This window comes from Dickeya parazeae Ech586, from assembly GCF_000025065.1.
GTDB lineage: Bacteria > Pseudomonadota > Gammaproteobacteria > Enterobacterales > Enterobacteriaceae > Dickeya > Dickeya zeae.
In genome coordinates, this window is sequence record NC_013592.1 from 3814154 (window position 1) to 3836372 (window position 22219).

The 22219-nt window shown below is 54.6% G+C and carries 16 protein-coding genes; 4 read left to right on the plus strand and 12 right to left on the minus strand.

Going from position 1 to position 22219, the window contains the following annotated elements; genetic code table 11:
* Positions 1 to 96: 96 nt before the first annotated feature.
* Together glnE and DD586_RS16650 are read right to left on the minus strand one after the other, a co-directional pair.
* Positions 97 to 2946 carry a bifunctional [glutamate--ammonia ligase]-adenylyl-L-tyrosine phosphorylase/[glutamate--ammonia-ligase] adenylyltransferase gene (gene glnE / locus DD586_RS16645; protein WP_012885981.1) on the minus strand — a complete coding sequence of 950 codons (2850 nt, stop codon included), beginning with the start codon at positions 2944 to 2946 and terminating at the stop codon, positions 97 to 99.
* A 100-nt stretch (positions 2947 to 3046) separates the two neighbouring features.
* Positions 3047 to 4378 carry a CYTH domain-containing protein gene (locus DD586_RS16650; RefSeq protein ID WP_012885982.1) on the minus strand — a complete coding sequence of 444 codons (1332 nt, stop codon included), beginning with the start codon at positions 4376 to 4378 and terminating at the stop codon, positions 3047 to 3049.
* A 303-nt stretch (positions 4379 to 4681) separates the two neighbouring features.
* On the opposite strand from DD586_RS16650, the gene DD586_RS16655 reads away from it, so the two are divergent.
* Positions 4682 to 5302: a TIGR04211 family SH3 domain-containing protein gene (locus tag DD586_RS16655; protein WP_038915175.1), complete on the plus strand. Its 621-nt coding sequence runs from the start codon at positions 4682 to 4684 to the stop codon at positions 5300 to 5302.
* Positions 5303 to 5474: 172 nt separating this feature from the next.
* On the plus strand, positions 5475 to 6725 hold the full coding sequence (locus DD586_RS16660) for a multifunctional CCA addition/repair protein (RefSeq protein ID WP_012885984.1): 1251 nt from the start codon (positions 5475 to 5477) through the stop codon (positions 6723 to 6725).
* Between the two features lie 72 nt (positions 6726 to 6797).
* On the opposite strand, the gene bacA is transcribed toward DD586_RS16660, so the two are convergent.
* Together bacA and folB are read right to left on the minus strand one after the other, a co-directional pair.
* Positions 6798 to 7619, minus strand: a complete 822-nt coding sequence (bacA, locus tag DD586_RS16665; RefSeq protein WP_012885985.1) for an undecaprenyl-diphosphate phosphatase — start codon at positions 7617 to 7619, stop codon at positions 6798 to 6800.
* A gap of 172 nt (positions 7620 to 7791) precedes the next feature.
* Positions 7792 to 8154: a bifunctional dihydroneopterin aldolase/7,8-dihydroneopterin epimerase gene (folB, locus tag DD586_RS16670; RefSeq protein WP_012885986.1), complete on the minus strand. Its 363-nt coding sequence runs from the start codon at positions 8152 to 8154 to the stop codon at positions 7792 to 7794.
* Positions 8155 to 8261: 107 nt separating this feature from the next.
* Here folB and plsY point away from each other — a divergent pair, with 107 nt between their 5' ends.
* On the plus strand, positions 8262 to 8903 hold the full coding sequence (gene plsY, locus DD586_RS16675) for a glycerol-3-phosphate 1-O-acyltransferase PlsY (RefSeq protein ID WP_012885987.1): 642 nt from the start codon (positions 8262 to 8264) through the stop codon (positions 8901 to 8903).
* Between the two features lie 86 nt (positions 8904 to 8989).
* Here plsY and DD586_RS16680 read toward each other — a convergent pair whose 3' ends face one another.
* Positions 8990 to 10576: a methyl-accepting chemotaxis protein gene (locus DD586_RS16680; RefSeq protein WP_012885988.1), complete on the minus strand. Its 1587-nt coding sequence runs from the start codon at positions 10574 to 10576 to the stop codon at positions 8990 to 8992.
* Positions 10577 to 10897: 321 nt separating this feature from the next.
* Here DD586_RS16680 and ppa point away from each other — a divergent pair, with 321 nt between their 5' ends.
* Positions 10898 to 11428, plus strand: coding sequence for an inorganic diphosphatase (gene ppa / locus DD586_RS16685; RefSeq protein WP_012885989.1), 531 nt, complete (start codon positions 10898 to 10900; stop codon positions 11426 to 11428).
* Positions 11429 to 11573: 145 nt separating this feature from the next.
* On the opposite strand, the gene DD586_RS16690 is transcribed toward ppa, so the two are convergent.
* From DD586_RS16690 to tamA, 7 genes are all read right to left on the minus strand, one after another.
* A complete protein-coding gene (locus tag DD586_RS16690; RefSeq protein ID WP_012885990.1) occupies positions 11574 to 11996 on the minus strand; it encodes a nuclear transport factor 2 family protein in 423 nt (140 codons plus the stop codon).
* On the minus strand, positions 11993 to 13489 hold the full coding sequence (locus DD586_RS16695; RefSeq protein ID WP_012885991.1) for a tRNA ligase subunit PheS family protein: 1497 nt from the start codon (positions 13487 to 13489) through the stop codon (positions 11993 to 11995). Before DD586_RS16695 ends, DD586_RS16690 begins: the two co-directional genes overlap by 4 nt.
* A complete protein-coding gene (locus DD586_RS16700; protein WP_012885992.1) occupies positions 13486 to 14547 on the minus strand; it encodes a cupin domain-containing protein in 1062 nt (353 codons plus the stop codon). Before DD586_RS16700 ends, DD586_RS16695 begins: the two co-directional genes overlap by 4 nt.
* Positions 14548 to 14711: 164 nt before the next feature.
* On the minus strand, positions 14712 to 15743 hold the full coding sequence (locus DD586_RS16705) for an aminotransferase class I/II-fold pyridoxal phosphate-dependent enzyme (RefSeq protein ID WP_012885993.1): 1032 nt from the start codon (positions 15741 to 15743) through the stop codon (positions 14712 to 14714).
* A gap of 500 nt (positions 15744 to 16243) precedes the next feature.
* A complete protein-coding gene (locus DD586_RS16710; RefSeq protein ID WP_012885994.1) occupies positions 16244 to 16591 on the minus strand; it encodes a gamma-glutamylcyclotransferase family protein in 348 nt (115 codons plus the stop codon).
* A 2-nt stretch (positions 16592 to 16593) separates the two neighbouring features.
* On the minus strand, positions 16594 to 20349 hold the full coding sequence (tamB, locus tag DD586_RS16715; RefSeq protein ID WP_012885995.1) for an autotransporter assembly complex protein TamB: 3756 nt from the start codon (positions 20347 to 20349) through the stop codon (positions 16594 to 16596).
* The gene (tamA, locus tag DD586_RS16720) at positions 20346 to 22043 is read right to left on the minus strand and encodes an autotransporter assembly complex protein TamA (RefSeq protein ID WP_167316315.1); all 1698 of its coding nucleotides are present in this window, start codon (positions 22041 to 22043) and stop codon (positions 20346 to 20348) included. The genes tamB and tamA overlap by 4 nt, the downstream gene beginning before the upstream one ends.
* Between the last annotated feature and the right edge of the window lie 176 nt (positions 22044 to 22219).

Genomic DNA, 22219 nt, shown 5'->3' on the forward strand with positions numbered 1-22219 from the left:
GGTTCATTTTAACGCGCGCTATACTACCACAACTCCCACTCTCAGCTATCACACTCACCGGGTAGCCACCGCCCTGGCGGGCGTTTTGCACGCGCTTTACTCCAGCCACGTTTTCCAGCTCTGCAACACCTGCTGACGCTCGGCAGTGAAACTCTCCTGCCCAACCCGACCGGGCAATTCCTGCAATGCCAGATGATGGATTTCATCGCGCAGGGTGATGTAAGCCAGTCGCAGCGCCTCAGCTTCGGCTTCTTCCATCACGCCGTGGCGGGCCAGTAGTTCCAGAATCCGCACGTTATCGGACCAACGTGTTAATCGAGGCTCCTGCGCCGCATAGCGCAGCACCAGATACTGCGCGATAAATTCGATATCGGTAATCCCGCCAGCGTCCGCCTTAATATCGAACCCCATGTCCTTACTGGCGTGATGCTGACGCATCTTTTCGCGCATTTCCCGTACTTCGGTGCGCAAAGCGTCGCCGTCACGCTCACGACATAAAATTCGCTGGCGGATCTGCTCGAACTGCTGCTGTATGGCAGGCTCGCCATACACAACCCGAGCACGGACCAGTGCCTGATGCTCCCAAGTCCAGGCTTCGTTACACTGATAGTCTTCAAACGCCGTCACGGTACTCACCAGCATGCCCGCCGCCCCCGAAGGCCTTAAACGCGCATCCACCTCGTACAAAATACCGGACGAGGTACGGGTGCTAAAGAGGTGCATCACACGCTGGGCCAGACGCAAGTAGAACTGGCGGCCATCAATACTGCGTTCACCGTCAGTCATCACGTTATCAGGGCAATCGATCAGAAACACCAGGTCCAGATCCGAACTGTAACCCAGTTCCCACCCGCCCAGTTTGCCATACCCCACAACCGCGAAGCCCCGCCCGGACTGAGCATGCAAGTGGGTCGGCTGGCCGTAGCGGGTCGTCATCTGGCTCCATGCCTGCTGCACGACCGCCGCAATAATTGCCTCCGCCAGATAGGTTAAGTGATCGCTCACTTTCATGACCGGCAACGCGCCGACAATATCGGCCGCGGCAATACGCAGATGCTGCGCTTGTTTGAACTGACGCAATGCTTCCAGTTGCTGCTCTTCATCGTCTATCGGTACGCGCATCAGGTATTGGCGCAGCTCATCAGCGTAAGCATCCAGCGCAATGGGTTGATACAGACTGGCGGGATCCAGTAGTTCATCCAGCAGCAAGGGATAGCGCGCCAGTTGGCTTGCGATCATCGGTGATACAGCACACAGCCGGATCAACTGCGTCAATGCCGCTCGAGACTCCAGCAACAACTCCAGATAGGTCGTGCGGGTCACAATACCCAGCAGCAACGGCGTCAGACGCGCCACGATAACATCAGCGTTTGCATGACCGCAGGCCTGCGCCAGCAACGCGGGCATCAGTTGATCCAACACGTCACGACCGCGGGGCCCGATCGTACGGCGAGATAAATCGGCACGAAAATCCGCCACCCGAGTCAGCAAACGCTCACACACGTCGGTGGTCAGCTGCGGTGACAGCACCGACAGTTCCGCACTCTCCAGCCCATCCTGCCACAGGCTGCTGTAATGGCTATGCTCCGGGGTTTCACTGCCGTCAGGCGCGTCATCACCAATCAATTCATGGAACACCGCACGTACCGCCTGCATCTGCTGATGTAAGCGTTCACTCAGTTGCAGCCAGTCGTCACAACGCATTCCCCATGCCAGCCGCGCCTGATTCAGCGCGTCTTCCGGCAAGGTTTGTGTTTGCTCATCGGCGATCGATTGCAGCAGGTTCTCCAGCCGCCTTAAAAACAGATAAGCCTCGCGCAACTGGGCCGCCTGCTCCGGGGTCAATAACCCTAGCGCGCCCACTTGCTCCAGCGTCGGTAACAAAGAACGCCCTTGCAGCGCAGGTTCACGGCCACCACGAATCAACTGGAATACCTGAGTGATGAATTCCACTTCGCGGATGCCGCCCGCCCCCAACTTAATGTTGTTACGCAAATCGCGCCTGCGCACTTCACGGGCAATCATGCTCTTCATGTTGCGCAGCGACTGGATCACACTGAAATCAATATAACGGCGGAACACAAACGGCCGTAACAGACGGATCAGTTCCTGACTGTAGTGGTCATCATCGCCGCCCATCAGCCGGGCTTTGACCATCGCATAGCGTTCCCAGTCACGCCCTTGCTCCTGATAGTAATCTTCCAGCGCGGCAAAGCTCATCACCAGCGGGCCACTGTCGCCAAACGGCCGCAGACGCATATCGACCCGATACACAAACCCGTCTACCGTCGGCTGGTCCAGGGCTTTAATCAGCCGCTGCCCAAGGCGGGTAAAAAACTGGGCGTTATCCAGTTCACGACGGCCCCCCTGGGTCTGGCCATTTTCGGGATACGCGAAAATCAGGTCGATATCCGAAGAAAAGTTAAGCTCACCGCCCCCCAATTTCCCCATGCCCAAAATCAACAACGGTTGCGGTTCACCTGCCGCATTGCATGGCGTCCCCCACTCACGACAGCATGCGTCATACAGCCACTGTCGGGCAGCGACGATCAACACCTCCGCCAGTACGCTCAGTTGTTGCAATGTCTCGTCCGTGGTGCTTAGTTGTAGCCATTGCCCCCAGGCAATGCGCGTCAACATACGACGTCTGAACAGGCGCAACGCCGTCATTAACGTCGCCTCGTCCGTGACATCGCCCAGGGCTTGCGACAACCACTGCGCATACTGCTGCCACTCCTGCGGTTGAGGGGGCTGCCGGGTTATCTCCTCTCGCCAGTCCGGGTAACGTGCCAGCGACTCACTGACAAACTCGCTACAGGCCAGCACTGCCGCCGCACTATCGGCTATCGGCGTGGGAGCGGTACTCAACGCACGCTCCACCTCGTGGCGTGCCTGTTCAGTCAAGGATGCAGAGAGCGGAAATAATGATGCGGGACGACAGGTCATGGCGATATCCTTGCACAGCTGCCCCGTCAGGCAGCCTCAATTCGGGGTAACCGGGGCGGTGGATCCAGAACCAGCACGCCCCGAATGGCGATAGTCTGGACTATTGGCCGCTGTGCAGCCAAAACGGTGGCTGGGCGAGGGCCTGTTTGCGGCTGTTTTCCAGCATTCCGGGCACCACCTGGCCGACGGACAGCGACTCAATCAGTTGCATCAGCTCACGCCACGGCTGCAAATAGCGCGTCGCCTCCTCTTGCGGATAGCTTCCGCCCAGCAGCAAAAAGGTATACACACCACGCTGTAAACGCGGCAGTTGCTGGGTGTAATGCAACGCATCCAGTGAGTGACTGAATACCGCTTTCAGTTCAGCCAGCCCCCGACTCATCATGATGTCGGCAAAGCGCTTCCAGGAACTCTGCAGGCGCATCAGTTCACGGTTGTCCATATAGTTGCGCCATCCTTGCTTGACCAGCCACGAGGTCAGGATCAGCTTATCCTTCAGGTAATCGACGCTATAGCAGAGCGTATCCGCCGTTTCCGTACGCTCGATCGCCTCTTCAAGATGGCCCAACGCAGCACGGAACTCCGCAGTCACTTTACGCGGCACAACACCGCCTATCAGCACCAGCAATTCACGCATCATGGCACCGGCTTCCAGCAACGCCGGGCGGGCAGTGGCATCACCACGCGCCCATAGCTCCTCATGGTATTGCCAGTGGCTAAAGGCATGCTCCAATCCGGCAGCGATACCCTGATCGAGCGTCATTTTTGGCTCGACCGGCAGAAACGTCAGTTCGTGACACGGCCGGGCCGGATTACCTTTCGCCAGATGATAACCACGCGCGGCTTTACTCAAGCTACCTTGCCGCAAGCCGCCGAGATCAGCCAATTCGTTGGCGAACGCCAGCAAATCCGCAACACGACCGTTTTTCAGTTCCAGCTCCAGTTCACACAACGGTTCGCTACACTCACCGGCGCGGATCTCGCCCTGATCGACGGCAATTTCGATCAGGCTCTGGTGATGAGACACCACCCAGGATTCGCGTTGGAAATCCGTACTGAACAGCGGCTGCACCGCCTGAGAAAGTGCTTCAATGTCACAGCCTTCAGGCCAAATCTCTGGCGGCAACAGATGAATATCGAGGTGCGGCCCCGGCAGACTCACGTTGTATTCCGGGTGTTGGTGTAACCCCCCCACCACTTTTCCCGCGGTTTTCACCGTCATCTCATAACGGCCGTTTTCACCCCGAATACGCAGCCCGATGCCATGCTGGCGTAAATAGCCATCTGCCGTTTCGTAATAGCTATTGGCCAGTTGATGCGTATGCAGATGGTTGCTGTGCCCCACATCGCTCTGCCAGCTTTTCAGCCCTTGTCTGATCGATGCCGCCGCATCAGGGTGAATAATAAATTTTAATTCAATCTCTTCGCTCATCGTCTCGCACTGCCCGGGTGTTACGGAAATATCGCCAGTAAATAACATTTTATCGCAGGTTGCCACTTTTACGGCATGGCAGCGCACATACCCTGCGAAGGCGCTCGCAAAGCCGGTGCAACCGCTGTGCATTCGCGGCCGGTTGCCACCGACAATGGCTGGATAACACCGCCTGATTCAGTGCCCATCAGAATAGGTTCTAAGACAGTTCCCATTCAGGTTTGGCAACGTCATCGTCAGACTGGGCCGCTAACTTTATACTCCCTGAGAAACAATCCCTGCGAACTTAATATATTGAATATGATGAATAAATTATCCTTTTTCCTCACTGCCCTGCTGGGCCTGTCCACGACGTTGAGCCTGCATGCGGAAGAAAAGCGCTATATCTCCGACGAACTGGTGACCTACACCCGCAGCGGGCCGGGCAATCAATACCGTATCATCGGTACCTTGAATGCCGGTGAAGCCGTCACGCTGGTTAGCGTCAACGACGGTGCGAATTACGCCGAGATTCGCGATGACAAAGGCCGCACCAGTTGGATTCCTCTCGACCAACTCAGCCAAACCCCCAGCCTGAAAACCCGAGTGCCGGAACTGGAGAATCAGGTAAAAAGCCTGACCGATAAACTCAATAGCGTTGACCAGGACTGGAACCAGCGCACCACCGATCTGCGCCAGAAGGTCGCGAGCAGCGACAGTACCCTCGCCTCGCTACAGCAGGAAAACCAAACGCTGAAAACACAACTGAATGTCGCGCAGAAAAAACTCGAGGTCGCCAATCTGCAACTGGACGATAAGCAGCGCACGCTGATCATGCAGTGGTTCATGTACGGTGGTGGCGTGGCCGGTGGGGGGCTGCTGCTGGGATTGTTGCTGCCGCATCTGTTGCCCCGGCGCAAAAAAAACGACCGCTGGATGGGGTAGCGCCTGCACATCGGATCGCCAGTCATACCGATGTACCGTTGTGTTCAGGAAGCGGTTAATCAACAATAACCTTAAAATGACCACAATAACCGTAAATGACCGTTAGCTACCTTGTCGCTACCGCTAACGCGTATTCCATTTATCGACACAGCCTAAACATCGGGAGCCGGGTTTGAAGATTTACCTTGTAGGGGGTGCAGTGCGTGATGGCCTGTTGGGCAGGCCGGTCACCGAGCGTGATTGGGTCGTGGTCGGCGCTACCCCGGAGATGCTGTTAGCGCAAGGCTACCAACAGGTTGGCCGTGATTTTCCAGTTTTCCTGCACCCGCAAACCAAAGAAGAGTACGCACTGGCGCGTACTGAACGCAAATCCGGCAATGGCTATACCGGGTTTATTTGTCAGGCGACGCCGAACATTACCCTGGAAGAGGATCTGCTACGACGCGACCTGACCATCAATGCCATTGCGCAAGAGGAGAGCGGACAGCTCATCGACCCGTACGGTGGTCAGCGCGATCTGCAAAACCGGCTTCTGCGCCATGTCTCGCAGGCGTTTAGTGAAGACCCGCTACGGGTGCTGCGGGTTGCGCGTTTTGCTGCCCGCTACGCTCACCTCGGTTTTCAGATTGCCGAAGAAACCCTGCATCTGATGCAAACCATGACCCGCAACGGCGAACTGGATTTCCTGACGCCGGAGCGAGTCTGGAAAGAAACGGAAAAAGCCCTCGGCACGCAGGATCCTCAGGTCTATTTTCAGGTACTGCGCGATTGTGGCGCGCTGGCTGTCCTGTTCCCCGAAATCGATAGGTTGTATGGCGTGCCGGCTCCCGCCCAATGGCACCCGGAAATCGACACCGGCATTCATGTGATGATGAGTCTGGCCATGGCCGCCCGCCTCAGCCCGGCGCTCGATGTCCGCTTCGCCACACTGTGTCACGACCTTGGCAAAGGGCTGACACCGCCTGAACTCTGGCCGCGCCATCACGGCCACGGTGTCGCAGGTGTACCGCTGGTTGAGGCGTTATGCCAGCGCTTGCGGGTGCCAAATGCCTTGCGCGACCTGGCCTGTCTGGTAACCGAGTACCATGACCTGATCCACACCGTGCAGATACTGCAACCCAAAACACTGCTTAAGTTATTTGACGCGATTGACGTCTGGCGTAAACCCCAGCGGCTGGAGCAATTGATCCTCGCCAGCGAAGCAGATGCCAGAGGGCGAGCCGGGCTTGAACAGCAACCTTACCCGCAGGGCGACTATCTGCGCGACGCTTTTGCCGTCGTCAGCCAGATAACCAGTGCGGAGGTGGTAGCCGCCGGGTTCCAGCATGCAGCGATCAGAGAAGAGTTACAGCGCCGTCGGCATCACGCACTGGAAGAATGGAAAGCCCGGCGAGCAGAAAACACAACCGGGCCACGCGCATAGCGCCTTTATTAAAGCGCCTGTATTAATGAATGCTGTCGTCGGGGACATGGATTGCGCCCGACGACATTAATATTACATCAGTACCAGCCACACCACCGCCGCCACAATAAAGCGGTAAATCGCGAACGGCACAAAAGAAACGCGTTTAATTAACTGCAGGAAGGTTTTGATGGCGATCATCGCCACCACAAACGCGGTCACAAAACCGGTTACAAACATCGGCAGGTCGGACAACGACAGGAAATGCCAGCTTTTGTACAAATCCAACCCGCTCGCCCCCAGCATGATCGGCACGGCGAGAATAAAGGAGAACTCGGACGCCGCATAACGGTTAACACCGACCAGCATCCCACCGGAAATGGTCGCGCCAGAGCGAGAAAAACCCGGCCATAACGCCAGGCACTGAAAACAGCCAATCAGGAATGCCTGAAGATAGCTGATGTCATCCAACCCTTCCGCTGTCGGTTTTTTCGGTTTGCGCCACTCCGCCAGCAGCAGTAGTACGCCGCCAGCCACCAGCGCATAAGTCACCGTCACCGGATTGAACAGCGATTTGATGGCGTCATGCAATACCAGCCCCAACACCACGGCAGGGATCATCGCCAGTATAATATGTGCCAGCGTCAGATGGCCTTTGCCACGCCCTTCATGCTCGGGTGGCTGACCAAAATGGATGCCAATCAAGCCGAACATCCGCCGCCAGAACACCACCACCACGGCCAGAATCGACCCCAACTGAATAATGACTTCAAACGTCTTGGCGGTGTCTCCCTCAAACCCCAGCCAATGACCGACAATAATCATATGCCCGGTGGATGACACCGGTAGAAACTCGGTGAGCCCTTCCACCACCCCAAGAATGAACGCCACCAGCAACGAATGCAGATCCGCCATCGACCGTTAACTCCCTACCTGCCACATAAAAAAGCGGCCTTGCTACCAGCAAGCCGCAACGTATAACGCACATCGAATGATGTCCCCTTAAGGACATAACTTAAAGTAAAGATATTATCTTTTAATTACCTTAAGAACGGTCTGTGTTTATGCTGAAATAATCGCCAACCGTTCACGCTGACGGCCGAACGCCGCGCTCAATGACCACGCCGACGCTGCGCGCTTGCGCCACCGCACCGGGCTTGCTGACTTTCAGCCGTAGCCAGGGAATGCCAAAACGCTGCATCAGCCCGGCCGCCACTTCTTCTGCGACACGTTCTACCAGCGCAAAACGCCCACCTGCCACCCATTCAATCACGGACTCACTCACTTCGGCATAATTCAGGCAATCCGTTACCTCATCACTGGCAGCCGGTGGGCGGTTGTCCCAGGCCATTTCGATATCGAACACCAATTTCTGCTGGATGGTCTGTTCCCAGTCATACGCACCGATCGTGGTGATTACGCTGAGTTCTTCAATAAACACGATGTCCATCACGTCATCCCCTGTTTTTAGCGCCGCCGGATACCACTTCCGGCAGAAAGTGCGTATTATCCACAGATGCTGAAGTTAAAACGACCTTTATTGGACGGAAGCCGTTTATGAGTGTTATCGCGCCCGGAATGATTCTCGTCGCGTATCTGTGTGGCTCGATCTCCAGTGCGATCCTGATTTGTCGTATCGCCGGGTTGCCCGATCCGCGCGAACACGGTTCCGGCAACCCCGGCGCCACCAACGTGCTGCGTATCGGTGGTAAGGCTGCTGCTGCCGCGGTATTGGTTTTTGATATTCTCAAAGGGATGCTGCCAGTATGGGGCGCTTACGCGCTGGGCAGTTCACCGCTGTATCTTGGTCTGACGGCGATTGCAGCCTGTCTTGGACATATCTACCCGGTATTCTTTCACTTTCGTGGGGGCAAAGGGGTCGCTACTGCATTTGGCGCCATCGCGCCTATCGGCTGGGATCTGACGGGGTTGATGACCGGAACCTGGTTACTGACGGTGCTGTTAAGCGGCTACTCCTCACTGGGTGCGATTGTCAGCGCACTGATAGCCCCGTTTTATGTCTGGTGGTTCAAGCCGCAGTTTACCTTCCCGGTAGCCATGCTCTCTTGCCTTATCCTGATGCGCCATCACGATAATATCCAGCGCCTGTGGCGTGGGCAGGAAGGCAAAATCTGGAAAAAGCTCCGTCGTAATCGCCATTCAGCGGATGATACACCTGATGAGCACGACGCATCCTGACTATCCCTGAAATGCAAAAACTATCCTGAAATGCAAAAAAAGCGGCCTATCTGACCGCTTTTTCTTTTATATCAATAACATGTTAATTAGTAACGGCCTAATGCTGCCATCGTCTGCGGCTCCAGCCGGAACTGGGCCATGCTGGCCGCCAGTTCACGTGCCTGTTCTTCCAGTGATCGGGTCGCTGCTGCCGACTCTTCCACCAGCGATGCATTTTGCTGTGCGACCGAATCCATCTGCGATACCGCCTGGTTTACCTGCTCGATACCATTGCTTTGCTCACGGGTCGCCGTAGAGATTTCACGCATCAGCGTTGTCACCTGGGATACGGACAAGGCCACCTCACTCATGGTTTGCCCTGCAATACGGGCGATATCCGTCCCTTCGTTAACCTGAACTTGCGAATCCTGCATCAGCACTTTAATTTCTTTGGCGGACTGGGCACTGCGTTGTGCCAGATTGCGCACCTCACCAGCCACCACCGCAAAACCACGGCCCTGCTCCCCGGCTCGCGCCGCTTCTACCGCCGCATTCAGTGCCAGAATATTGGTCTGAAAAGCGATACCGTCGATCATCGCCAGAATGTCGGCCACGCGTGCCGCCGTGGCGGAAATCATCTGCATTTTATCCAGCATCTGGTCAGCGGCTTCACGCCCTTTACCTGCAATATCCGAGACCTGCTGTGCCAACAGGTAAGCCTGATCGGCGCTATCGGCATTCAACTTCACGGTAGACGCTAACTGTTCCATACTGGCTGCCGTCTCCTCCAGCGAGGCCGCTGACTCTTCGGTGCGCTCCGCTAAATGGTTGTTGCCAGATGCCAGTTCGCTGGTACCAATATCAATCTGGCTACCTGCGTCGCGCACACGCCCCACCGCAATAGCCAGCGACTGCTGCATGGATTTCATCGCTCGGATCAAGCGGCCGATTTCATTGTTACCGCCATCCTCAATCGTGCGTGACAGATCGCCCTGCGCAATAACCTCAAGCTGCTGTACGGCACCGTCCAACGGGCGCAACACTATCTGCCGGATAGCCCACCAGGCTACCCCGGCCAGCAACAGCGCGATGGCAAAGATTACCCCCATCGTCCACAGTCGGCTATAAGCCAGCTCGTCCGCCTGCAGTAACAGGGTTTCCCCCACCTGCAACGCAAAAGTGCGGAAATCGGTGATGGCTGAATCCATGTTGATACTCAGTGCCGGCAGGGTATCCTGCATCAGGGAATAGTAGGTATCCAGATTGTCGCTCTTTAACGCGGCGACCAACGGTGTTATGCCCTGACGGTCATAGGCGTCATAAGCCACTTTGATCTGTTCAGCCAGTTCAGCACCGCGTTTGGTCACCGTGCCATACGCCAGAAAACGCGCCATCTCCCGACGCGACTGGTTGGCATAATCTTCGACACGCCGAAGGGTATCCTGTGCCTGGTCAATCAAGCCTACCTCATAGAGTCTGGCGGCCTGTGACGCCGCCGTTCTGGCCCGCAACGCGGCGGTATAACTTGACGACAGAGCACTGAGTTCCTTGCCCTGAATTTTGTCGATAGACACTAATGACCGGTTCCCCTGACTAATTGCACTGGTGCCGATACCCACGACAATTGCCAGCAATACCAGCATAATGCCCCCCACAGCCAACAGGCCATGCCTGACCGTAATGCTCTTTAGCATCCGTACTCTCCCCTGTAATTCAACATCATAAAAAAACAACCAATAATGAAATAACGCTCCCGCCTCGTTGCCCGACGCACCTGACGATACGCCACAGCGCCTGTCTGGTGACACGATTCAGGACTGACGTTTATCGGAATACAGCTAATTGTTCTTTAATTAGATTAATTATTTAATTTCCATTAATTAGCACTATGTGGAATCCATTTTGACAGGCACGCCATACACCGCGTGCGCCCACCCTAAAAAACCACGACTTTCGCCATCAGTTGGCTATAATGAGCGCCACTCCATTCTGGTTTGAAGAAGAAGGAAACCGACATGAGTTTGAATAGCGTACCGGCGGGTAAAGACCTTCCGGAAGATATTTATGTAGTGATCGAAATCCCGGCTAACTCTGATCCGATCAAGTACGAAGTGGACAAAGAAACCGGCGCCCTGTTCGTAGACCGTTTCATGTCTACCGCCATGTTCTATCCGTGCAACTACGGCTACATCAACCACACCCTGTCACTGGACGGTGACCCGGTTGACGTGCTGGTGCCGACGCCGTATCCGCTGCAGCCGGGTTCGGTTATCCGCTGCCGTCCGGTTGGCGTACTGAAAATGACCGACGAGTCTGGCGAAGATGCCAAAGTCGTTGCGGTCCCGCACACCAAGCTGAGCAAAGAGTACGACCACATTAAAGACGTGAACGACCTGCCGGAACTGCTGCGTGCCCAGATCGGTCATTTCTTTGAGCACTACAAAGACCTGGAAAAAGGCAAGTGGGTTAAAGTGGAAGGTTGGGCTGATGCCGCCGCTGCGAAAGCCGAAATCCTGTCTTCTTTCGAGCGTGCTAAAAACAAATAAGGCGCTGTGATGATGTCTTTCGCGTTTTGGCTACGACAGTCACATGACCAGTAGCCAGCAACAGAAAGTCAGCAACGCCTGAATAACAACACCGCCGATGGCGGTGTTGTTGTTTATACCTCAGCGACAATCTCCATCACCGGTATTACTCTTCGTCAAACGCAGGCCGCCAGGAGCTGCCAACGCCAAACTCCGCTTCATACGCTGGCCGGGCCGTGACGGTGTCGTAAATGATGTGCAATTTTTCAATCAACCCTTCACTGTTCATTTCCAACACATCGACACACTCAAAATGCGCTGGCTCGCCGGAAGGCAACGTCCATCTGAATTTGAACCAGATGGTAATGAGCGGTCGCCCATCAACCTGCGACCCTTTCGTCACCCCTTTCAGATTGATTTTCGCACGCCCGGTGTCTTTGAATAACGCGGTATAGAAATCAACCGCTTTTCTCGGGCCGTACAACGGTGAAAAGACCACCCCATCCAGGGTATAGAGATCGAGAATGGCGCGAAGATCGCTTTTCTCCAGTGATTCAAGGTACGTTTTAGCAATCTGATCCGGTGTCATTGTTTTTCCTCCTGAAGCGTAATGTCCATCGTAATTTCACCGGCTGCCAACGGCTCGGATAGCCGCCATGCAGCCAGTACATGGGTTGCCAGTTGACCGACGTGGCCGACAATATCGCCCGCGTCGGTCACCAGTGTGGTTGCCCCCGATGCCGCCCAGGCAACCTGGTCATCCACATGGCAGTGGACAACAACACCTCGCGCCGCCAGCGCCGCCCGCATCGCCGCTAACAATTGCTCTTTGCTGCGCCCCAACGCTGCCAGATGGAATGGCTGTAGGGGGATGGCCGAGTACAACTGTGCCAAGTGTTCGTCAGACGGCGCACTGCCGGTCGCCACGCTCGGGGCAAGCGGCAATCGAGCAGGTAAAAACACACGTGCACGTTCAAAAATACCGCCGTAATGCAGCGGTAATGCGGTGCCTTGTTGCTGCCACAGGGTCAATAACCCTGGTAACAAGAGTGGCTGCATCACCGGCTCAATACCCTCTATCGGGTCACGCAGTTGCCAGTAATTAGCCAGCGAGTCCGGTAAGGTAGCGGGTTGTACGCAAGCCAACGCCTGCACAGAGGTAAACGGAAAGGTCGAGACCTGTACCCATCCCTCGGTCGCCATCGTCCAGTCGGTCTGGCTATCAATGTCATGCGTGCCTGATTTTTCGGCCTCTGCCGTGGCCAAGTCCATCGCCCTGCTGCTGGCATAGGTCAGGTCGCCATTCACGATCGGCTGCAAATCTTGCAAACCGTCCCTGAGCATCAGCGTACGTTCCACTCCAATGCCGAATGAAAAAGCGCTAAACGCGTCAGGGTCGACACCGCAATTGATCAGCACATCCCGATGCACCATGCCGCAGCCTCCCCATTCAATCCACCCCTCACCCTGACAAGTCGGGCACGTAGCCGACTGCCCGTGGCACTGATTGCATTGAATGTCGATTTCGGCTGCCGGTTGCGCGTAGGCAAACTCATAAGACCGTAACCGCGTCACCACTCCTTGCCCAAACAGCGAATGCGCCAGTTCATCCAGCAATTGCTTGAGGTTATCCATCGTCAGATGGCGGTCCACCGCCAGCCCTTCCAGTTGATTGAAGACCGGACTGTGTGTGGCATCAAGCGCATCAGGCCGATAGGTGCGACCAATATGAAAGCGATATAACGGCGGCGATTGCGTCAGCAAGGTACGCGCCTGTACTGGCGACGTATGCGCCCGCAGTACCAACCCGGAACGTGGCCGATGTGGTTCTGGCTGTTGTTCCGAGGTCGTTAACTCGCCGTACTGCTCTGCGGCTGACTGGATCAGATAAAAAGTATTGTCTGGGGTACGGGCAAAATGATCGTCAGCCATATTCAGCACATCGAAATTGAACCATTCGGCTTCAATTTCTGGTCCATCCATCGGGGTATAGCCACGCGCCTGAAAAAAACCGGCGATCTGTTGCCTGAGCAACGTCAGCGGATGCAATGAACCTCGCGGAGGTTGGCTACAGGATGTCATGATGAAGCGCCCTGCAATGTCCAGGCGGCGATACGCTCATGTACCAAATCCATCATGTCCCAGGCCTGACGGCACAGCGGCAGCAGCGATTGTATTTTTTCAGCGGGCAGGCTGTGGAGATAAGCCTGACCGATGGACCGATGGTCATCATCCGCTTCGGCATGTACATCAAAATAATCGCCTTCGACCTCGGGTTTATGGAATATTTCAGAGGTGGCGAGGCCAAACACGTGACCGCTCGACTCAACGACCAGATGCACGACGACCAGTTTCCCAGCTTCATCCTGTTGGTACATCTGAGAGACAAACCAGTTACCGGCCGCTTCCAAAATTGGGTCGTAAACCTCGTCATTAATCTCATAACGCACCCGCAACAATTCATCATGCCCCACTTCTTCCATAAAGTGACGCTGATACTCCTCCTGCAAAGCAGGGGTGATGCTCAGTGCCTGGCGAGCCAGCACCATTTTCTGGAAATAACGTGACCAGACATACAAGGCTGACACAAAGCGTTGACGTAATTGCGCGTCCTTCTGTAACCGGCCGGAGGAGAATAGCTGAAACAAGGCATTTTCCTGGTGACGGCCCACCAGCGTTTCGTTCACCTGATAGAGGTTATTCAGCGCATCGCTGAACGTTACCCTTGCCTGTTGTTCATCCTCATATAATCCCTTACCTTCAAATTGAATCGACAAACCATGAAAGGTTTCGCCCTCACGGGTGGTAAAGCCGTGGTTGCGGAAGGGTTCTACACAAACAATATCCCCCTCATATAATTGACGAGGTTCATCCCCCGTTAATTGCACCGAACCACTACAGACAATAATCATGGATTTTGTCGGGTGTTGATGGACATCCAGTGTCTCACCATCGGTTAAACGCACCCAGGCAAATGACAAGCGACCTGACTCGGGTATAAAATGAGCCAGATTTTCATTGCGACGAAAATCACGATGCTGCCCCAACAAATGTTTTTCACCATTAATGTCTACATGTGTAATCGCACGAATTTGTTCACGAGCAATAACATGGGTAACGGCATGTTGTTCCTTATTCATATCCAACGACTCCTTGTAATTACAGTTATTATATTTCGTTTTATTGACAACAACGGTTAAACCACAAAGATTAGCCATACGGCCTTTCATTCGTGTTCATAAAAATTTTTTATAAAAAAGGTTGGTACAGATTATGTCATATCAATACATTCAAATAATCACGGTTATTCCAACACCCGCAGCAGATTATCCATTACCTCGGGTGCAGCCAGTGAAATACGAATATAACCGATAAGCCCCATCGGATTCGGTAGCACATCAAATCCGGCATTCAGTAACCGGGTTGCCATCGATTCGGGCGCTTTGATGGTAATAAAACCAGCATGGGCAAGCACGTTTTCAATTTCAGGAATATTTTTCAGCCGTAGCGCTACCCGTTCGCGCTCCTGAATAAAAAGCAAAATTTGTTGTTTTAATTGCCCGATATTTGAGAGCGCGGCTTCCGCCTGCTCAATGACCGGCTGAGGAAGTGCAAAGGGAAGTCGTACCTTCATCATGGCTTGAATCAGTTCAGGCTGGGCCAATACCGCCCCCAGACGTAACCCAGCCAACGCCATGGCTTTAGACAAGGAACGCACCACAATAAGTTGCGGATAGTCATGAATTAAATGACGAAATGAACGTCGGGAGGCATATTCTACATAGGCTTCATCAATGACAACCAACCCTGAGAAATTCTCCAGCAGGTGAATAACCTCATCCATAACCAAGCTACTGCCAATGGGGTTATTAGGGTCACACAGCAATATGCCTTTCGCCTGACTCGCCTTTATCCTGACCAGATCAAGGTGATTAAACTCATCGCCTAAAAGCGGGATAGGTTCAACACGAACAGAATAGGCCGTAGCCAGTTCATCAAACAAACGGAAATTGGGTGGGGTGACAATCACACTATCTTGTCGCGGTTCAAAGAACGTTCGAAAGATTAAATCCAGACCATCAGATGCGCCACGGGTCATGAGTACCCAATCCAAATGCCATTCCTGACTATCTTGATATCCCTCTATCTCTGCCAGTGCATTAAGATAACGGCTGGCGAGTGTTGGGTAGACATTCGCAGGGTAACGATTTTGCTGACCACCGAACGGATTTTCGTTATCTCGCAGATTAACCATACCTCGTTCTTCTGAACGGGAAGCAAAACTGAAGGCGGGCTTCATACTGTTAATCACATCCCTGACCAGTGATTTTTTCATTTTCGTCCTTGTGTTAGTGAATTACAAATGGCGTGCAATGCCTTTCCCTTTACTCTTATCCATATTAACCCTTCACCTGCGATAGCAAATAAATATAACACGCAGAAAAAATCACCTAATATAAATAACAATAGCAACCCCAGGTGAAAGGTTCTCTTTCCACACAAATAAGCAACATAACAAAAATAAATAACAATTAACCAAAAAAAGAAAATAAGAATGAATTAGTGTTAATAAATTTTATTATTGAATCAAAATCACCATACTGTCAAGCATCATAAAAAAACAAAACAACATCACAAGAACAACAAAATTTTTACTCAAAAACCAAGAATACATATAAAAAATATCAACGAGATTTCTTTACAAAGAAAGAATTAATAAACACAAACAACAAATAAAGAAGAATAAATAAGAACAAGTGACTATTGGGGGAAATAAATAATCCCGGTTAACGTTATTCGCTACCGGGATTATGTAGAGTATGACGTGATGGTAGGTTATGGCTCTTCGTTACGCTTCAACCAGTCGCCGCTGACGATACGACGTAAGCCAGTAACCGGACGCTGATACAGGTAAATCCAGGCGCTGCCATAAGGCGTGGCAATCAACTCACGCTGGTAAGCTCCGCCTCCCCGCTTCAGTTCATCCAGTTCGGTCAGAATAGACGAACTGATGCGGTACACTTCGCAGTAAATCTCTCCTTCGCCTGCAACCGCCGCCGGATAGTGTCCCAGATCGTATAACTCGTACCCTTCGAGCTGGTGATCCCCTAACCACTGAGCGTTGGTCATCCAATGACTGTTTCCCTGTTTGCGCCGTAAACTGCCGTAGACAATAATTCGCATTGCTAAAACTCAAACTGATAGAGCACATCGAGTGCCTGACTCACACCAGACACCGCTTCCAGATATAGTTTTGGCATTAAACGGTAACGTAAGGTTAACGTTGCCAATGAATCGAACAGGCCGACACCATATTTGACCTGCAGGCCCGGAAGAACGTAACCGCTGACAACAACCTGCGATTTGTCGCCAACTCCCTGTGTATCCAGAGCTAAATGGCTTACGCCAAAGGCCTCGCCGATTTTACCCACAACTTGGCCACTTTGTGCAACCCCTAAACCAATCAGGGCTGATGTCATCATCGAACTATCTGCTCCGCTACGGTTCAAACCCTGACCACGCAGCAGGTAAGACAGCGCTTCCTCCTGGGATAACGTCGGCTCGGAAAACACATCCAGCTTAGGCGCACTGGCAGTACCGGTGACCCGTACGCCGACCGTCACACTGTCTGCGGTATTATCCGGGTTGCGAATAGCCTCGATATTTAACACCGGTAGCGTCGGCGGCCCGGAAAACAGTAATAGCCCTTTACGCACTTGCAAATCCTGTCCATAGGCCTTGAAGCGCCCTTCCTGCATCGAGATCTGCCCGTTCAGCCCCAACCCTTGTTCATCCTGCGAGACTTTCAAATCGCCATGAAGACGGGCTCGTAACCCATAAGCATCCAGCCAGACATCATCACCCACTCGGACAATCAGGTTGCTGGCGATGGGAATCCCACGGGCAACGGTTGCAACCGGTTGACGCCGCGCATCCAGAATCACTTCATCCGAGGAGACATCCACCGCACTGGCGGGCATATCGTGCACCACAATCCGCGCCCAGGGGATCGTCACTGTACCGTTTAGCGACAGTAGCTGTGGCGTCGCCTCGAACACGATATCCGGCGACACATCCAGCCGCGCCATTGGCGGTACTGTCACCCGCATACGATCACCGTTAACCGCAATCCGTGCTCGCCAGGCATCGAATACCGACCAGTCGGCGTTCCCCGTCAGGGTTATCTGCCCTTGAGTGGTACGGAAAACGCCCTGCAATGTCGAGGACATACCGTTAAACAGCAACGCTAACCGCCCGCTAGTCAAATCCACTGGCATCCAGTTACCGTCCACATCAAGGTTATCCAGCGTGAGTTGCCCGAACACCTGCGGACGTTGCAGATCGCCGCCCAACCGCAGATCAGCATTGACGACCCCAGCGGCTTTCTCGTTTTGACGCAGCATCGGTCGCAGCAAGTCGAGTGACAACGCATTTAGCGTCACCGTACCACTCAGATTACGGCGATGCTGCGGATCGGTAATACTCACATCGCCCCGGAAACGACCGTTACCCTGAATGCCCATCAGCCACGCCAGGCGCGCCTGCCCGTGCTCTAATCCGGCATCCAGGGTCAGCGTGTCAAACACTACCGGCAGCGTGCCGCCTTCAACCTGCTGGCGAACGGTGACACCCTGCCCCGCCAGCGTGACACGGGCTTGCGGCAAACCGCCGTTGACCTGCCAACTGACTTGCGCATTGCCGTTCACCGTACCACTCACCGCTGTCTGCTGACCGATAAACGGTGCCAGCATCGCCAGATTAAACCGGTTGAGCATCACGCTTGCCTTACCGCTGGCTCCCGCTTCAATCGGCTGAGGTACGCACAATTCAGCATTAGGATTACGCCAGCAATGCGTTCCTATCGTGACGGTCTGCGCCGCAACCTGATAAACCAGCGACATCGACGGTGCCAGCCGCCATTCGCCAACCGGGGTGTCAAACCGCGTATCGCTCAGCTCCCCCTGCCAGCGCTGCTGTGCACGGTCGAAGTGGCCGCTCAATAACAGCTGGCCGCCTACCGGCTCGCCGTTCAGGATGACGCGTAGCTGGTGCTGGCTCTCATCACCGGTCGCCCGGACATTCAGCGACGCCAGCCGCACATCCCCCTGCGTCAGTTGCTGCGCCTGTAACGTCAGTGTGCCGTGTACCTGTTTATCCGATTGCACGTCGCCCTTGAGTGTCAGTTTACCGAGGCTCAGTTCCTGCCAGCGCAACGCGGTGGCGGAAATATCTGTCTGCAACTGTGGTGCCTCACGTTTGCCATCCAGCCGCAGTTTCCCCGTTATCTGTCCACCCAGACCGGGCAGTATCCCATTGAGCGACGGCGCATTAATGTCGCCGCTCAATCGCCATTGGTCTTTCAATTCCCCCTGTAACGTCAGTTGGTTACGCCCCAGCGAAAGCGTTATCCCCGGAATCGACCACTGACCGTCGGCATTACCGCTCAATGCCCCTTTGGCGATCAGTTTGTTCTGCCGGATTTGCCCGTCCAGCGTCAGTTGCGGTACATCAAACCGCCATGACTCCCCCGTCAGGCTGCCGTTAATAGTGAATACACCGTCCAGCCGTGCTGGCCACTGTGGCCATTGCTGCGCGGTATTGATGCCTTTGAGCGCCAGATTACCGTTCCAGGTTATCGCATCACGCCAGTCCAGTTGACCGGTTATGTCCGCCGTTCCCTGCAACGCCGCCAGCCGTAATCGCGCCAGCGAGAACTGTTGTTCACTGCCCTGACCATCGAGCACCAGGGTAGCGGGCGGCAGTTCACTGCCACGGATATCCCCGCGTAGCGACAGTGAATAATCCGTCACTTTTCCGCTGACATTCACTTGTACTTCATTGAACTGGTAAAGCGCGTCACCGGTCAGCGGCCAACGCAGTTGCGGTGCGCGCACGCTCAGATTCAGCGGCAGGCCGGGTTCGGCCAACGCGGTCTGGATATCGACCTGCGCCCGCTGTGGGCCAGACAGGTTTATCGCCAGCCGTAGCTGCTGACGCAGGCTGCCGTCAGCGGTCAGCCGTATGCGCTCCCCCTTGAGCAGCTCGCTATTTAGCATACCGTTGAGGTTAAGCGTGACCGGCCAGTCGCCCGATAAGGTCGCGTTGCCGTGCGCATACAGTGCACCCTGCGGTGATTGCACCGTGAGTTGCTGCAGCGTCAGCGTTTGCTGTCGAATAGCTGCCTGCAATTGGACGCGTGAAATAGCTACCGGCTGGCTCCCTACAACCTGCCATGACTCCCCTTGCAGATCGGCAATGGTGAGATCCAACGGCAAGGTAAATGTCGGCATCGCCGGCAGTAGCGGTGCGGAAAACAGCGCATGTAGCGTTTCTCCCAGCGGCGGCGGCTTAACCGCCGTCACCGGCGGTGTAGACGGCGCTTTCGCTGTGGCAGGCAACGAAACAATGAGGCCTGACACCTGTGTCGGCAACAACGTCAGTGAACGTCCCTGCCAGTTCAGCGCAGTTTGCAGCGAGTTCAATGACACATCGGTGCCATCGATCACAATGCGACTATGGGTGAGGTTGATGTGATTCAGCGCCATCGCCACCGGTGCAAGAATGTCGGTTACCGGTGCGCTTTTCACCGGTGGTTCGGGTTCGGCCGGTGGCAATGCCTGAGTATTGATAGCGACCGTCAGCCCCTGCAACGACAGGTCATCCAGACACAACTGACTGCGCCACAGGCATCCCGGTTTCAACGCCACATGCACGCGCTCTGCCTGCACGGTGACGCCGGGTGACTGGTAGCGTATGGCATTGAGCGTCAAATCCCGCCAGCCGCCTTCGACGGCTCCCATTTCCAGCCCCGGCACCCAGCGCGTAGCCGCGCCAAGTAACACATGTAACCCTGGCGTGGTGGTCACCAGTAGTATCACCGCCAGCAATAACGCCAGCATCCCCACCATCAGGCCAATTCCGGCTTTTTTCATCCTGCTCATAATTCCGGTCCCAGCCCGATATAAAACTGCAATCCGCGTTTATCGTTATCACCAATCGGCCGGGCGATATCCAGCTTGACTGGCCCGACCGGCGAAGCCCAGCGCACACCAATACCCGCGCCCGTTTTCAGGTTGGTGCGAGCCAGATCATTGACGGCTTCGCCACTGTCGATGAAAACGGCTCCCCACCATTTCCCCGTGACGTTGTACTGGTACTCCAGCGATCCTGTTGCCAGCTTCGAGGCACCGGTGAGCTTGCCGTCGCTATCGCGTGGAGAAATGGATTTGTACTTATAACCGCGAATGCTGCGATCGCCACCGGCAAAGAAACGCAACGAGGGGGGAACACGCGAGAAGCTACCGGTTTCGATCCAGCCCAGATTGGCGCGAGTCACAAAACGGTGTTTCTCCGCCAGCGTCCGGATCCAGACGTTCTGTGCCTGAAACACCGCAAAGTCAATATCCGATCCCCACAAGGTATTGGAGACATCCACCGAGTAACGCTGGGTATCCCCCCAGTCGGGCATGAGCCCGCCTCGTTGTCGGGTACGGTTGAAACTGACGCCGGGGTAAAGCAGCATCGTCGTGTTGGTGACGTTGGCCTGAGTAAAGTGATCCAACGTCCAGCGCATATTCACGGCACGCTGCCAGCCGCTGGTGAGCTCCCAGTAACGCGCCAGGTTGAATGTCGTCGAGTCAGACTGGGTATCGTTGAGATCTTCTCGCTTAAAGCCACCTTGTGCCAGATAGTATTGCTCTAGCGGGCTTTTCAGCAGCGGCATCTTGTAGCTGAAATCCAGTTGCTGTTCCGGTGCGGATACGCTCAGGCTGCTTTCCAGACTGTGGCCATAATCGTTCACCCAGGGTCTTTTCCAGGTTGTTTTCAGCCTCGGCCCGACATCGGTGGCATACCCTACCCCGGTTTCCACGTTATTACGGGTACGCGGCGTCACCACCGCCTCTAGCGGCAGGACTTTACTCTGGCGACCGTGTTCGAAATCCGGCGAGACTACCGCAGAGTTAAACCAGCCGGTGGCAGACAAGCGCCGGTTAAACTCCCCCAGTTGTTCCACCGAGTAAACGTCGCCCTCGCGAAAGGGTACCAGATTGTGCAAATACGCCTGCTGAATCTGAGAGCCTCGAAAGTTCACCTTACCAAAGCGATAGCGGGTGCCGCTGTCATAATCGATGTCCCACCAGGCCTGATGGGTAGAGGGCATCACCCTTAACTGGCTTTTAGTGAAATGGCCGTCGAAATAGCCTTTACGCATCGACAACGTATTGAGTTCGTCTTTGAACGCATCGTAATCACCGTGATTGAGCGGACTACCGACTGCTGGCCGACGTTGTTGCACCAGTTTTTGATAATCCTCATCCTGTTGTGCGCCACCACGAATGGCGATGCTGGAACCGGCGATGTTGACCGGCTCTCCCGGTGTCACCGTGACCTTCAACACCGGACGGCCACGCCCCTGCGCTGGAATAAATTCAAAGCGGATATCCGGGTCGTAGTACCCCAACGCACGAAGCCCCTTGCGGATAGCTTCATCAACCCGGGCACGGAAACGCCCATCAGCATTGACTTCATCCGGGGTGATAGTAGAAAGGCGTGCCCGCACATTTTTCTGCAACTCCCCGTCCAGCCCGCTAAGCTGAAGACGTACATTCGATGCAGCCCATGCCGACGTCGCCATCAGCAGCAGGCAAGCTATGCTTAACACCCGGCAGAACACGGCGCTACGGCGGCAAAATCTATTTTTTGTCCTGATAAAAATTGTCACGTAACTTCCCAGTAGCGTCGGAAAAATCGACGTATTTTCTGAACAACAACAGACAGGTATCTCAGTAACGATAGAATTAGTTACCACTG